The organism is Streptomyces sp. NPDC054834 (assembly GCF_053611185.1).
In genome coordinates, this window is sequence record NZ_JBSGZV010000005.1 from 204550 (window position 1) to 217924 (window position 13375).

A 13375-nucleotide genomic window follows, 5' to 3' on the forward strand; every position below is an offset into this window, starting at 1 on the left:
AGGACGGGGCCAGGACACGACCGGACACGGCACACGGACAGCGCGGAGGCAGACATGCGGCGGACGGACCCGGAAGGCGACGGCTCCGTCCGTTCCGACCCGGGCACCGGCGGCCGGAACGCCGGTGCCCACAGCCCCGAAGGCCACGCCCCCGAAGGCCACGCCTCCGAAGGCCACAGCCCCGAAGGCCACGGTCCGGTGCGCTACGGCCCGACCTTGCCCGGCGACGGACTGCCCGTCCTGCCCGAACTGTCCGCCGTGCTCGCCGCCGCCGCGGGCCGCGCCGAGGGCCAGCCGGCCGGCGGCGGCCCGGCGCTGCTGGAGGCGGCGTGCGGCTACTGGACGCGGCGCGGCCTGCCCACGCAACCCGGCCAGGTGGCGGCCGGCCCCGGCGCGCCGTCGCTGCTGCTCGCGCTGACCGCCGCGCAGGGCGGCGACGTACTCGTGCCCCGGCCCTGCGCCGCCTGGTGGGCACCGTACGCGCGCCTGCTGGGCAGGCCCGCCTTCCACGTCGCCACCCCCGCCGAGTCCGGCGGCGTGCCCGACCCGTACGCGCTGCTGGAGACCGTACGCCGCGTCCGTGCCGAAGGCGGCGACCCGCGGCTGCTCGTGCTCTCCGTCGCCGACGACCCCACCGCCACCGTCGCACCGCCCGAACTGCTGCACGAGACTCTCGAGGCCGCCGTCGGCGAAGGACTGCACCTGGTCAGCGACGAGACCTGGCGCGACACCCTGCACGCCCCGCACGAGACCGTGCTGCTCAGCCCGGCCGAGATGCTGCCCGACCACGTCACCGTCGTCACCGACCTCGCCGGCTCCCTGCTGCCGCCCGCCTGGCCCGCCGCCGTCGCCCGCTTCCCCGCCTCGGACACCGGAACGGGGCTCCACGCGCGCGTGCTCGACGTACTCACCGCGCTGGGCGCGAGCGTCGCCGGGCCGGTCGCGGCCGCCGCCGGGTACGCGCTGGACGAACCCGAGCCCGTCACCGAACGCCGCGCCGCAGCCGTACGGCTGCACGCGCGCGTGGCCGCCGCCGCGCACGCCGCCGTCACCGCCGCGGGCGCCCTGGCCCGGCCGCCACAGGCCGGCCGGCACCTGTACGCCGACCTCGAACCGCTGCGCACCGCGCTCGCCGCCCAAGGCGTCGGCGACGCGCAGGAACTGGAGGACTTCCTCACCGCCCGGCTCGGCATGCCCGCACCCGGCGGCCACCGCTTCGGCGACGACCTGGCGGCGCTGCGCGTGCGTCTTGCCACCGGGCCGCTGCTGAGCGGCACGGACGAGGAACGCACGGAATGCCTCACGGCACCCGCGCCGTTGGAACTGCCACACGTGCAACGCGCGTTGCTCTCCTTGAAGTCGGTCTTCGACGATCTCCGCGACGACGCTCAGCGATGGGAGCCTCCTCGATGACGCAGCAGTCCGAGTCGACCACCACCACCACCGCCCCCACGGAAGCCGACGAACCGACGGCCACGTCACCCCTCGCACCCCCCTGTCCGCCGCTCGCCCCGCCCCGCCCGCTGGGCGAGATACGGGTGTGGCCGCGGACCTTCCACGACCGGCTGACCGCTCCGCTGCCCGGCCTCAAGGCCATCGCCCGCTTCGCCCGCGAAGGCGCCGTGCGCCCCGGCAAGGAGGGACTCGCCGACGTCCCCCGCCTGCCCTACGCACCCGGCCCACCGCCCCGCGTGGACGCCCGCACCGTCGCCGTCACCTGGGCGGGCCACGCCAGTTGGGTGGTGTCCATCGGCGGGCTGACCGTCCTGACCGACCCCGTCTGGTCCCGCCGTATCCTCGGCACCCCCGCCCGCATCACCCCCGTGGGCGTCGCCTGGGAGGAACTGCCCCGCGTCGACGCGGTCGTCATCAGCCACAACCACTACGACCACCTGGACGCCCCCACCCTGCGCCGACTCCCGCGCGACACCCCCGTGTTCGTGCCCGCCGGCCTCGGCAGCTGGTTCCGCCGCCGCAAGTTCACCGCCATCACCGAGCTCGACTGGTGGGAGGCGGCCGAACTGTCCGGCGTCCGCTTCGACTTCGTGCCCGCCCACCACTGGTCCAAGCGCACCCTCACCGACACCTGCCACAGCCTGTGGGGCGGCTGGATCCTCACCTCCCCCGACGGACAGCGCGTCCACTTCGCCGGCGACACCGGGTACGGCCACTGGTTCTCCCGCATCGGCCGCCGCTACCCCGGCATAGACCTCGCCCTGCTGCCCATCGGCGCCTACGACCCGCGCTGGTGGCTCAGCGACGTCCACTGCGACCCGGAGGAGGCGGTGCAGGCCGCCCTGGACCTGGGCGCGCGGCGTATGGCCCCCATGCACTGGGGTACGTTCGTCCTGTCGGCGGAGCCGGTCCTGGAACCGCTCACGCGCGTCCACGCGGCCTGGGAGAAGGCGGGTCTGGACCGGGAAGACCTGTGGGACCTGCCGGTGGGAGGCTCACGGATCCTGCCGTGACCGCCCGTCGGACGCTCAGGCCCTGACGGCCCGGCGGGCCCGGCGCCACACGCTCGGTGTCACGCTGACCAGCACGGTCAGCGCGACCGCCGCGACCACGCCCTCCCACGGGCGGGGGAACAGCGACCCGCCGAGGATCCCGATCACCTGGTACGTCGCCGCCCAGGCCAGGCACGCGGGCAGATTGCCCCGCGCGAACCGTCTGAGCGGCCACTCGGCCATCAGACAGGCCAGCATCACCGGGATCCGCCCCGCCGGCACCAGCCGGGACAGCACCAGCACCGCCACATTGTGCTCGGCGAGCTTCCCCTGCGCCTGCGTCAGCCGGTCCTCCGGCGCCCGCTCCCGGATCGCAGCCAGCCACCGCGACCCGTTCCTCGACCCCATTCCGCGCCGCCCGAGCCAGTACAGCGCCGCGTCCCCGAGGAACGCCGCCAGCGACGCCGCCACGAACACCAGCGCCAGCGAGAACGGCGCCGTCTGATGGAACGCCACCACCGCGGCGGAACTCACCAGCGCCCCCGTCGGCACCACGGGCACCAGCGCTCCGATCAACACCAGCAGGAACAGCGACGGATACCCGATGGCCTGCTGGGTCGACTCGGCCGGCACGACCGTCACGACGGCGGCGAGCCGTATCACCGGGCAACCTCCAGGCGCACGCTCTGCCCGTGCCCGAGCCGGTGCACCACCACCCCCGGCGCGAGCGCGGCCGCCCGCCGCACGAACTCGTCACCCGGCGCGTAGAACTCGTGCGGGCGCACCGCGTCCATGCCGATCGGCCAGTACGTCCCGTAGTGCACCGGCACCGCGACCCGCGGCGCCAGCCCGGCCAGCGCGCGCGCCGCCCGCCCCGCGTCCAGGTGCCCCTCACCGAGGTACGGGCCCCAGCCGCCCACCGGCAGCAGCGCCACGTCCACCGGCCCGACCTCCTCGGCCATCGACTCGAACAGGCCCGTGTCCCCGGCGAAGTACGTCCGCGCCTCCCCCTGGACGACATACCCGAGCGCGGGGGAGCGGTGCCGACCCACCGGCAGCCGCCGCCCGTCGTGCCGCGCGGACACCGCCCGCACCACCAGCGGACCCACCTCCACCCGGTCCCCGGGCACCACCTCCGTGATCCGCAGCCCGTCGAGCCGGCGCAGCCCCGGCACCGCGCGGGCCGCACCCCGGGGCACGAGCAGGCGCGTGCCCGGCACGAGCCGCGCCAGCGAGGGCAGATGCAGATGGTCGGCGTGCAGATGCGACACCAGCACCACGTCCGCGTGCCACGCCCCCGGCGGCGGCAGCGCACCCCGGCGCCGGCGCAGATGCGCGAGCCGGCGGGCGAACAGGGGATCGGTGAGCACTCGCGTGTCCGAGTCCTCGACCGTGCAGGTGGCGTGACCCCACCAGGTGATCTCCACCGGCACCGCTTTGCCTCCTTCGCGCGACTCCCCGAAGCCTACGGGCAGGAGTAGGGTCGGCGGGAAAACCCGGAGGTGAGGGGGGACGCCATGGGACAGGTACGGGTTGCCTCCGGCAGGGCCGCGCTGGTACGGGTCACCGCGATCGCCAGCCTGACTCCCCTGGAGGAGCTGGAGATCGACCCCTTCCTCGTCGACTCCCGCAGCCAGCACGCGATGTGCGCCCGCTGGGCCGCCGAGCACGGCTATGTCGTCGCCCGCGAACTCCTCGTACGACGGCTGCGCCACGACCACGCGGCGCTCTGGGACGGCGTCCGCCCCGGACTCGACCTCTTCGTCGCCCCCAGCCACCGCGTCCTGGAGTCCGCGCTGTCCTCCGTCGAGGAGTTCACCGCCGAATGCGCCCGGCGCGGAGTGCGCGTGGAGACCGTCGGACGGGCCGAACCCCGCTACGACGCGCAGATGAAGGCACAGGTGCACCGCAGACTGTCGATGCCCACCGCCGGCTACGACGGCCGGTAGCCGCGGGCAGCCGGGGCGGTCGCACGGCCCGTATGACAGGGTGGGGGACCGAACGCCCGCGGCGGCCGCGGGCCGGGGACGTCAAAGGGGTACGGGCGTGCGTGGCGCGCGGTGGCGGCGGATCGCCGGTCAGATCGGGCGGAGCATCGCGGTGTGGGTGGTCTCCACCCTCACCATGCTCCTTCTCGCCGGCCTCCTGCCCGACTTCCAGCTTCAGTCCGCCGACGGCGACAGCGCCACCCGCATCGCCGTCACCGCCGCGTTCGGCGCCGGCGCCTTCGGCGTCCTGTCGGCCGTCGTCTGGCCCCTCCTCGTACGGCTGTTGCTGCTCGTGCCCGCCCTCGTCCTCGGCCTGCTGGTGTTCTTCCTCAACGGCTCGCTGCTGCTGCTCGCCCTGCGGATCAACCCCTCCGGCGACAGCGAGGCCGCACCCGAGACCGCCGTCATCGTCGCCGCCGTGATGTCCGCGGTCGCCTCGGCCACCGGCGCCGCCCTCACCGTCCGCGACGACGACGCCTACCGGCGCAGGCTGCACCGGCTCGCCGACCGCCGCCGAAGAGCCCGCCCGCCCTGCCCGGCCGGACCCGGCACCGTCTTCGTCCAGCTCGACGGCGTCGGCCACGACGTCCTCACCGACGCCGTCGCCAAGGGCGTGATGCCCACCGTCGGCCGCTGGCTCACCGCCGGCGACGGCACACGGCCCACGCACCGGCTCACCCCCTGGCGCACCGACTGGTCCAGCCAGACCGGCGCCAGCCAGCTCGGCATCCTGCACGGCAGCACCTTCGACGTCCCCGCCTTCCGCTGGTACGAGAAGGACCGGGGCGAGGTGATGGTATGCAATCGACCGACGAGTGCCGCCGAACTTCAGCGCCGCGCGACATCGCATACAGGCGACGGCGGACTGCTCACCGTGGACGGCGCCAGCCGCGGCAACCTCTTCAGCGGCGGCGCCGACGAACAGGCCCTCGTGCTGTCCATCGCCACCCGCCGCCGCGGCCGTGAGAACCGCTCGCGGGCCGGCTACTTCGCGTACTTCTCCGACCCCGCCAACGCCGTCCGCACCGCACTGTCCTTCATCGCCGAGGTCGCCCGCGAGATCGGCCAGTCCACCCACGCCCGGCTGCGCAAGCAGCGCCCGCGCGTGGGCCGCGGCGGCCTGTACCCGTTCGTGCGCGCCTTCGCCACCGTCGTGGAACGGGACGTCGTCGTCACCGCCGTCATGGGCGACATGCTCGCCGGCCGCACCGCCGTCTACGCCGACCTCGTCGCCTACGACGAGGTCGCCCACCACTCCGGGCCGCGCAGCCGGGACGCCGAGAAGGTCCTCGCCCGGCTGGACCGCTCCCTCGCCCTGATCGAGAACGTCGCCGAACACGCCCCCCGCCCCTACCGGATCGTCGTCCTGTCCGACCACGGACAGAGCCCCGGTGAAACCTTCCGCGCCCGCTACGGCCTCACCCTCGCCGACCTCGTCCGGGCCGGCTGCGGCCTGCCCGTCCCGCGCAAGGCCGACAGAACCCACAGCGGCGCCGAGGCCCGGGCCGCCGTCCGCGCCGCCCTGGGCCGCCCGGCCGAGACCCGCGGCGAACGCAACCGCCCCGCCCGCCACTCGGAGCCGATCGTGCTCGCCTCCGGCAACCTCGGCCTGATCTCCTTCCCGGACGTTCCGCACCGCATGACCAAGGAGGAGATCGACGCCCGCCACCCCGCCCTGCTCGCCACCCTCGCCAACCATCCCGGCGTCGGCTTCCTGCTGGTCCGCAGCGCCGAACACGACGGCGTGGTGCTCGGCGCGTACGGCGCCGAGATACCCCTCGAACGACTCGACGACGGACCCGGTCCGCTGGCCGTCTTCGGCCCCGGCGCCGCCGACGCCGTCCGCCGCACCCACTCCTTCCCGCACACCGCCGACATCATGGTCAACTCCTTCCACGACCCCGCCGACGGCGAAGTCCTCGCCTTCGAGGAGCAGATCGGCTCCCACGGCGGCCTCGGCGGCGCCCAGGCCCGCCCCTTCCTGCTGTCCCCGCTCACCCTGTCCCCGCCCGCCGGCGACGGGGAGCGGATCACCGGCGCCGAGCAGGTGCACCGCGTCCTGCGCCGCTGGCTGCGCGAGTCCAACGGACCCGAGATACCGGTCACGGACGCCGGGGCGGAGACGGAGCGGGACAGGAAGGCCGCCTGAGCGCCGCTCGCCGTTCACCCGGGGTGAACCGGGTCCTGCGGGTACGACGGGCCGGAATGTGATCGGATGGGAGCGACGGAACCCGGACACCGGACCCGGACAACGGAATCCGGACCCGGATCCGGACAACGGAACCCGGACCCGGGACCACACGCGAAAGGACACACCGTGGCAACCACGCGCACCGCACACACCGCCTGGGAAGGCAACCTGCTCGAGGGCAACGGCGTCGTCACCTTCGACTCCTCCGGCATCGGCCAGCAGCCGGTGTCGTGGCCGTCGCGCGCCGAAAAGGCGAACGGCAAGACCAGCCCCGAGGAGCTGATCGCCGCCGCCCACTCCAGCTGCTTCTCCATGGCGCTGTCGCACGGCCTGACCGGCGCCGGCACCCCGCCCACCAAGATCGTCACCTCCGCCGACGTCACCTTCCAGCCGGGCGAGGGCATCACCGGCATCCACCTCACCGTCGAGGGCACCGTTCCCGGCATCGACAACGACGCGTTCGTCGCCGCCGCCGAGGACGCCAAGAAGAACTGCCCCGTCAGCCAGGCCCTCACCGGCACCACCATCACCCTGTCGGCGAAGCTCGCCTGACCCCTGCCCCAGGACCTGTGCCGCGCCCTTCGATCAAGGGCGCGGCACCGTCTTGTCCGCCGCTCCCGGGGTACCCGCCATTGACAACGGCCCACTCGCATCCTGTGCTGGGAAGGCGGAACGAGCCGGCGCCCTGGCGGAAGGGGACGACAGATGGCACGCGCGGTGGGAATCGATCTCGGAACCACGAACTCGGTGGTGGCCGTCCTGGAAGGCGGTGAGCCCACCGTCGTCACCAACGCCGAGGGCGCACGGACCACACCGTCGGTCGTCGCCTTCGCCAAGAACGGCGAGGTACTCGTCGGCGAGGTCGCCAAACGGCAGGCCGTCACCAACGTCGAACGCACCGCCCGCTCGGTGAAACGGCACATGGGCGACCCCGACTGGCGCTTCCCCGAACAGGGCACCGTCGACGGCACCCGCTACCGAGCCCAGGAACTGTCGGCCCGGGTGCTCCAGAAACTCAAGCGGGACGCGGAGGCCTACCTCGGCGAGGACGTCACCGACGCGGTGATCACCGTACCGGCGTACTTCGACGACCCCCAGCGGCAGGCCACCAAGGAGGCCGGCGAGATCGCCGGTCTGAAGGTCCTCAGGATCATCAACGAGCCGACCGCCGCCGCCCTCGCCTACGGCCTCGACCGCGGCGAGGAGCAGACCGTCCTCGTCTTCGACCTCGGCGGCGGCACCTTCGACGTCTCCCTCCTGGAGATCGGCGACGGCGTCATCGAGGTCAAGGCCACCAACGGCGACACCCACCTCGGCGGCGACGACTGGGACCAGCGGATCGTCGAACACCTCGCCGGGCGTTTCAAGGGGCAGTACGGCATCGACCTCACCGGCGACAAGATGGCCGTGCAGCGACTGCGCGAGGCAGCCGAGAAAGCCAAGATCGAACTGTCGTCGTCCTCCGAGACCGGCATCAACCTCCCCTACATCACCGCCTCCGCCGAGGGCCCGCTGCACCTCGAGGAGAAACTGACGAGGGCCCAGTTCCAGGAACTCACCGCCGACCTGCTCGACCGGTGCAGGACCCCCTTCCACCAGGCGGTCACGGACGCCGGCGTCCAGCTCTCCGCGATCGACCACGTCATCCTCGTCGGCGGCTCCACCCGCATGCCCGCCGTCACCGACCTCGTCAAGGAACTCACCGGCAAGGACCCGCACAAGGGCGTCAACCCCGACGAGGTGGTCGCCGTCGGCGCCACCCTCCAGGCGGGCGTCATCCGCGGCGACGTCAAGGACGTCCTCCTCCTCGACGTCACCCCGCTGTCCCTGGGCATCGAGACCAAGGGCGGCATCATGACCAAGCTGATCGAACGCAACACCACGATCCCCACCCGCCGTTCGGAGATCTTCACCACCGCCACCGACAACCAGCCCTCGGTAGGCATCCAGGTCTACCAGGGCGAACGCGAGATCGCCGCCTACAACAAGAAGCTCGGCGTCTTCGACCTCACCGGCCTGCCGCCCGCCCCGCGCGGCGTCCCCCAGATCGAGGTCGCCTTCGACATCGACGCCAACGGCATCATGCACGTCTCCGCGAAGGACCTCGCCACCGGCCGCGAACAGAAGATGACCGTCACCGGAGGCTCGGCCCTGCCCAAGGACGACATCGACCGCATGATGCGGGAGGCCGAACAGTACGCCGAGGAGGACCGCAAACGCCGAGAGGCCGCAGAGACCCGCAACCAGGCCGAACAACTCGTCTACCAGACCGAGAAGTTCCTGCGCGACAACGGCGACAGGATCCCGGCCGACACGAAACCCGAGGTCGAGTCCGCGTGCGCGGAGGTCAAGAGCCTCCTGGAACAGAACGCCGAGACCAGTGCCCTGCGCACCGGCGTCGAGAAACTCGCCACCGTCAGCCAGAAGATGGGGCAGGCCATGTACGCCCAGGCCCAGCAGACCCCCACGGACACCGCCGAACAGCACTCCGCACCCCAGGACGACGAGGGCGTGGTGGACGCGGAGATCGTCGACGACGACAAGAACACCAAGGGCGGAGCGGCCTAGACGTTACTCGTCCAGGCCCAGGGGCCTGGCGCCGTACTGCGCAACGGCCGCTCCGCCCAAGGTCCGCGACCCTCAGGGCTTGCGGGCCACCCCCGCGTACACGGGCACGATGCCCTCCGCCTGAACCGCCACGTCCTCGGGCTCCGGCCGCCAGCCGGTCACCGGGATGACTCCGGGGCCCAGCAGCTCCAGCCCGTCGAAGAAACGGGAGAACTCGGCGAGAGCGCGCGGGTGGAAAGGGGTGCCGTTGCGGCGGAACAGAGCGGCGGCCTTCTCGATGGCCTCCGGGTTCAGGTCGGGGGTGACCTGGGAGAGAATCAGACAGCTGCCGGGAGCGAGGGCGTCGACGTACCGCTTGAGCAGGCCGTGCACGTCGTCCCCGTCGGCCGCGTCACCGAGATAGTGCGTCAGCGCGACCAACGACAGCGCGACGGGCCGGGAGAAGTCCAGGGACTCGGCGGCCAGCCGCAGAATGGTGTCGGGATCGCGGACGTCCGCGTGCACATAGTCGGTGCTGCCCTCGGCGGAGCCGTGCAGCAGCGCCTGGGCGTGCCGAAGCACGATCGGGTCGTTGTCGGCATACACGACCCTCGACTCCGCAGCCACCCGCTGGGCCACCTGGTGCAGGTTCGGCTCCGTGGGGATACCGGTACCGATGTCGAGGAACTGTCGCACCCCCGCCTCGGCCACCGCGCGGGTCGCCCGCTGCATGAACCGGCGGTTGGCCCGCGCCCCGCGCACCACGGTGCCGTCCACAGCGAGGATCTTCCGTGCCAGCTCCTCGTCCACCGGGTAGTTGTCCTTGCCACCCAGCCACCAGTCGTACACACGAGCCGGATGAGGCCGGCTGGTGTCTATGCGCGGGACGGCGGCGTCGGATCCGGTCATGCGGTGTGTGCTCCTCGGCGTGAGTCGGCTGAGTCGGGAGTCGGCTGAGTCGGCTGAGCCGACGGGGATCTGAATCGATCGGACGGTGCGCGGTGAAGGTGCCGGATCAGTACATCGCACGGCACTCCTGAAGGAACTTCCGGGTCCGCTGCACCGACGCGGCGCGCGCCGTCATGTGGTCGAGGACCTCCAGATGCGCGGAGACCTCCTTGCGGGAGTCCAGGTACAGGGCGCCGGTCAGGTACTCGGTGTAGACCATGTCCGGCAACTCCGGTTCGGCGAAACGGAACAGCGAGAACGGCGCGTACGTCCCCGGGTGCGGCCCGTCCGCGAACTCGGCGACCTGGAGCGTGACGCGGTCGCGCTCGGCGTACTCCAGCAGCTTGTCCAACTGGTCGCGCATCACCTCGGCCTGCGCGCTCACCGGCCGCCGCAGCACCGTCTCATCCATGATCACCCACAGGTGCGGCGGATCCTCCCGCTCCAACAGCCCCTGCCGGGCCATCCGCAAAGACACATGGCGCTCGATCGTCTCCGGCCCGGTCTGGCCGATCGTGCCCGCCTCCATCACCGCCCGCGCGTACTCCTCCGTCTGCAACAGACCGGGCACGAAGTGCGGCTCGTAGGAGCGGATGACCCGGGCGGCGCCCTCCAGACTCACGTACATGCTGAACCAGTCCGGCAGCACGTCATGGAACCGCTGCCACCAGCCGGGCTGGTTCGCCTCCTCGGCCAGCGTCACGAACGCCGTGGCCTCCTCCTCGGGCACCCCGTACGTCGCGAGCAGCACCTGCACGTACGGGATCTTCAGCGCGACCTCGGCCATCTCCATCCGCCGCACGGTCGCCGACGCCACCCGCAGCACCCGGGCCGCCTCGTCACGCCCCAGCCCGGCCGCCTCCCGCAGCTCCTGCAACCGCTTGCCGAGCACCACCTGGCCCACGGTGGGCGCAGCCCGCCGCTCACTCACGCCACGCCCTCCCCTACGCGCCCAAGTACGCGAGCAGTGTGCCACGCGAAACGGGCTCGCACACCTGGTCGACGCCGAAAGGGACGTCACGGCTCCGGTCAACCGAGCAGCGAATGCAGGTACTTGGCCGTCGCCGGATCCGCCGGCAGGAACGTCTCGATCGCCAGCTCGGCGACCGTCACGTCCATCGGCGTGTTGAAAGTGGAGATCGAGGACACGAAGGACAGGACCCGGCCCTCATGCTCGATCCGCATCGGCAGCGCGAAGTACGCCACCGGCTCCGCCGGTTCGTCCTCGGCCCCCTCCTCGGGGACCGGATAGGCGGCCACCTCCTCGTACAGCGCGCGCAGCGCGTCCGAGCGGTGCAGCGCGATCTGCCGCTCCATCTGCTCCAGCAGATGCCCGCGCCACTCCCTCAGGTTACGGATGCGCGGCGCGAGCCCCTCCGGATGCAGAGTCAGCCGCATCGCGTTCGGCGCCGGCGCCAGCAGCGGCTCCGGTACGCCCTCCAGCAGCATCGCGATGCCCCGGTTGGCGGCGACGACCGTGTACGTCGCGTCGACCACCAGCGCCGGATACGGCTCATAACCCCCGATCAGCCGCTCCATTCCGTCCCGCAGTGCGTCCAACCCTGGGTCGTTCAAGGGGGTTTCGGGATAGTGCGGGGCGTAACCTGCCGCCAGCAGCAGGGCGTTGCGCTCCCGCACCGGCACGTCCAGATGCTCGGCCAGCCGCAGCACCATCTCCTCGCTCGGCCGCGACCGGCCCGTCTCCACGAAGCTGATGTGCCGGGCGGAGGAGTCGGCACGCAGCGCCAGTTCCAGCTGACTGATCCGCCGCCGCTCCCGCCAGGCCCGCAACAGCGGCCCCACCCCCTTGTCGGCGGGTATCACAGCGGTTGCGTTGCCGGACACGGCGGTTGCGTTGCCGGACACGGCGGTTGCGGTGCCGGACACGGCCGTTGCGGTGCCGGACACGGCGGGGGGCCCGGCCGGGGCGGCGGGACGCGAGGACACAATGGTCATACGGACGACCGTAGTCGAGGAGTGTGCGCATGAACGACCCCTGGAAGCTGTCCTGGGAGGCCACGGCGGTGTACCGGGCCAGAGTCCGCGGCTGCCTCCTCGGCGGAGCACTCGGCGACGCCCTCGGCTACCCCGTCGAGTTCAACTCCCTCGACACCATCCGCGCCGCACACGGCCCACGCGGCGTGACCGGGCTCGTCCCCGACGCCGACGGCGTCACCGGCCGCATCAGCGACGACACCCAGATGACCCTCTTCACCGTCGAGGGCATCCGGCAGGCCGTCGAACGCGAACGGCTCAAGGGCATCGGCGGCGGCTGGTCCCACCTGCTGCGCCGGGCCTACGCACGCTGGCTGGAGACCCAGCTCAAACCCGGCCCCGAGGCGAGCGACCCGGCCCGCCCCACCGGCGGCTCCTACGACGGCCCCCGCGGCGGCCTCGTCACCGAACCCTGGCTGTACGCCCGGCGCGCCCCCGGAAACGCCTGCCTGTCCGGACTCGCCCAGGACTTCGTACCCGAGCCCTGGGCTGAACTCGGCCCGCCCGGACCCGTCAACCCCGACTCCAAGGGCTGCGGCGCCGTCATGCGCTCGGCACCCTTCGGACTCGCCAGCACCGACGCCGGCAGCGCCTTCGGCCTCGCCGCCCGCTGCGCCCAGATGACCCACGGCCACCCCACCGGCTACTACGCGGCCGGCGCGCTTGCCACGATCGTGTCCCACATCGTCGCCGGGGACTCCGTCGAGGGCGCCGTCCTGCGCACCCTGCGCCTACTGACCCGCCACCCCGGCCACGACGAGACCACCACCGCCCTGACCCGGGCCCTCGACCTGGCCGCCGACGGCGACGGCACCCCCGAGAAGCTGGAGAGACTCGGCGCCGGCTGGATCGCCGAGGAGGCCCTCGCCATCGGCGTCTACAGCGCCCTCGCCGCGCCACGCGTCGAGGACGCCCTGCTGCTCGCCGTCAACCACTCGGGTGACAGCGACTCCACCGGCTCCATCTGCGGGAACATCCTCGGCGCCCGGTACGGCGACCACGGGCTGCCGCACGCGTGGGTGGAGCAGGTGGAGGGGCGGGGCCGGATCGCGGCGCTGGCGGACGACCTGGCGGCGGAGTGTGTGCGGGGCTGACGCCGACGGCCGATTGCCGACGCCGATTGCCGATTGCCGACGGTCGATTGTCGACGATGATTGTCTACAGTCCTCGTCTACAGTCGTCGTCCCCAGTCGACGATCACCGCCCCGACCCCCGGCACCACCCCACGACACCATCCTGACCAGCGCCCCGGCGGTCCG

General features: G+C 72.6%; 12 protein-coding genes. 7 read left to right on the plus strand and 5 right to left on the minus strand.

The window, feature by feature from the left end; translation table 11 throughout:
* Positions 1-54 precede the first annotated feature (54 nt).
* Together ACWGJM_RS09835 and ACWGJM_RS09840 are read left to right on the plus strand one after the other, a co-directional pair.
* Complete coding sequence (locus ACWGJM_RS09835) at positions 55-1413, plus strand: aminotransferase class I/II-fold pyridoxal phosphate-dependent enzyme (RefSeq protein WP_453411133.1); 1359 nt, start codon at positions 55-57, stop codon at positions 1411-1413.
* The gene (locus ACWGJM_RS09840; RefSeq protein WP_453411134.1) at positions 1410-2468 is read left to right on the plus strand and encodes an MBL fold metallo-hydrolase; all 1059 of its coding nucleotides are present in this window, start codon (positions 1410-1412) and stop codon (positions 2466-2468) included. Before ACWGJM_RS09835 ends, ACWGJM_RS09840 begins: the two co-directional genes overlap by 4 nt.
* A gap of 15 nt (positions 2469-2483) precedes the next feature.
* On the opposite strand, the gene ACWGJM_RS09845 is transcribed toward ACWGJM_RS09840, so the two are convergent.
* Both ACWGJM_RS09845 and ACWGJM_RS09850 read right to left on the minus strand, forming a co-directional pair.
* Positions 2484-3110: a DedA family protein gene (locus ACWGJM_RS09845; RefSeq protein WP_453411135.1), complete on the minus strand. Its 627-nt coding sequence runs from the start codon at positions 3108-3110 to the stop codon at positions 2484-2486.
* Positions 3107-3880 (minus strand): MBL fold metallo-hydrolase, encoded by a 774-nt coding sequence (locus tag ACWGJM_RS09850; protein WP_453411136.1) that lies wholly within the window; start codon positions 3878-3880, stop codon positions 3107-3109. The genes ACWGJM_RS09845 and ACWGJM_RS09850 overlap by 4 nt, the downstream gene beginning before the upstream one ends.
* Before the next feature lie 84 nt (positions 3881-3964).
* On the opposite strand from ACWGJM_RS09850, the gene ACWGJM_RS09855 reads away from it, so the two are divergent.
* The 4 genes from ACWGJM_RS09855 to dnaK all read left to right on the plus strand — a co-directional run bounded on the left by ACWGJM_RS09855 (position 3965) and on the right by dnaK (position 9194).
* Positions 3965-4396: a hypothetical protein gene (locus tag ACWGJM_RS09855; RefSeq protein ID WP_453411137.1), complete on the plus strand. Its 432-nt coding sequence runs from the start codon at positions 3965-3967 to the stop codon at positions 4394-4396.
* 97 nt (positions 4397-4493) lie between these two features.
* Positions 4494-6584: a phage holin family protein gene (locus ACWGJM_RS09860; RefSeq protein ID WP_453411138.1), complete on the plus strand. Its 2091-nt coding sequence runs from the start codon at positions 4494-4496 to the stop codon at positions 6582-6584.
* 168 nt (positions 6585-6752) lie between these two features.
* Positions 6753-7178 (plus strand): OsmC family protein, encoded by a 426-nt coding sequence (locus ACWGJM_RS09865; protein WP_453411139.1) that lies wholly within the window; start codon positions 6753-6755, stop codon positions 7176-7178.
* 153 nt (positions 7179-7331) lie between these two features.
* Entirely contained in the window at positions 7332-9194 is a 1863-nt protein-coding gene (dnaK, locus tag ACWGJM_RS09870; protein ID WP_453411140.1) for a molecular chaperone DnaK, read from the plus strand.
* Positions 9195-9266: 72 nt separating this feature from the next.
* Here the strand turns inward: dnaK and ACWGJM_RS09875 are convergent, their stop codons facing one another.
* The 3 genes from ACWGJM_RS09875 to ACWGJM_RS09885 all read right to left on the minus strand — a co-directional run bounded on the left by ACWGJM_RS09875 (position 9267) and on the right by ACWGJM_RS09885 (position 11987).
* Positions 9267-10082, minus strand: a complete 816-nt coding sequence (locus ACWGJM_RS09875) for an SAM-dependent methyltransferase (protein WP_453411141.1) — start codon at positions 10080-10082, stop codon at positions 9267-9269.
* A 106-nt stretch (positions 10083-10188) separates the two neighbouring features.
* Positions 10189-11052 (minus strand): helix-turn-helix domain-containing protein, encoded by an 864-nt coding sequence (locus ACWGJM_RS09880; RefSeq protein ID WP_453411142.1) that lies wholly within the window; start codon positions 11050-11052, stop codon positions 10189-10191.
* A gap of 98 nt (positions 11053-11150) precedes the next feature.
* Entirely contained in the window at positions 11151-11987 is an 837-nt protein-coding gene (locus tag ACWGJM_RS09885; protein ID WP_453411242.1) for a helix-turn-helix domain-containing protein, read from the minus strand.
* Positions 11988-12106: 119 nt separating this feature from the next.
* Between ACWGJM_RS09885 and ACWGJM_RS09890 the strand changes: the two genes are divergently transcribed.
* Positions 12107-13210, plus strand: coding sequence for an ADP-ribosylglycohydrolase family protein (locus ACWGJM_RS09890; protein WP_453411143.1), 1104 nt, complete (start codon positions 12107-12109; stop codon positions 13208-13210).
* Positions 13211-13375 lie beyond the last annotated feature (165 nt).

What these genes read in the sequence shown, in the direction of transcription:
- ACWGJM_RS09855 (WP_453411137.1), top strand. Translation starts at nt 3,965, where the DNA reads ATGGGACAGGTACGGGTTGCCTCCGGCAGGGCCGCGCTGGTACGGGTC.
- ACWGJM_RS09840 (WP_453411134.1), top strand. Translation starts at nt 1,410, where the DNA reads ATGACGCAGCAGTCCGAGTCGACCACCACCACCACCGCCCCCACGGAA.
- dnaK (WP_453411140.1), top strand. Translation starts at nt 7,332, where the DNA reads ATGGCACGCGCGGTGGGAATCGATCTCGGAACCACGAACTCGGTGGTG.
- ACWGJM_RS09875 (WP_453411141.1), bottom strand. Translation starts at nt 10,082, where the DNA reads ATGACCGGATCCGACGCCGCCGTCCCGCGCATAGACACCAGCCGGCCT.
- ACWGJM_RS09890 (WP_453411143.1), top strand. Translation starts at nt 12,107, where the DNA reads ATGAACGACCCCTGGAAGCTGTCCTGGGAGGCCACGGCGGTGTACCGG.
- ACWGJM_RS09835 (WP_453411133.1), top strand. Translation starts at nt 55, where the DNA reads ATGCGGCGGACGGACCCGGAAGGCGACGGCTCCGTCCGTTCCGACCCG.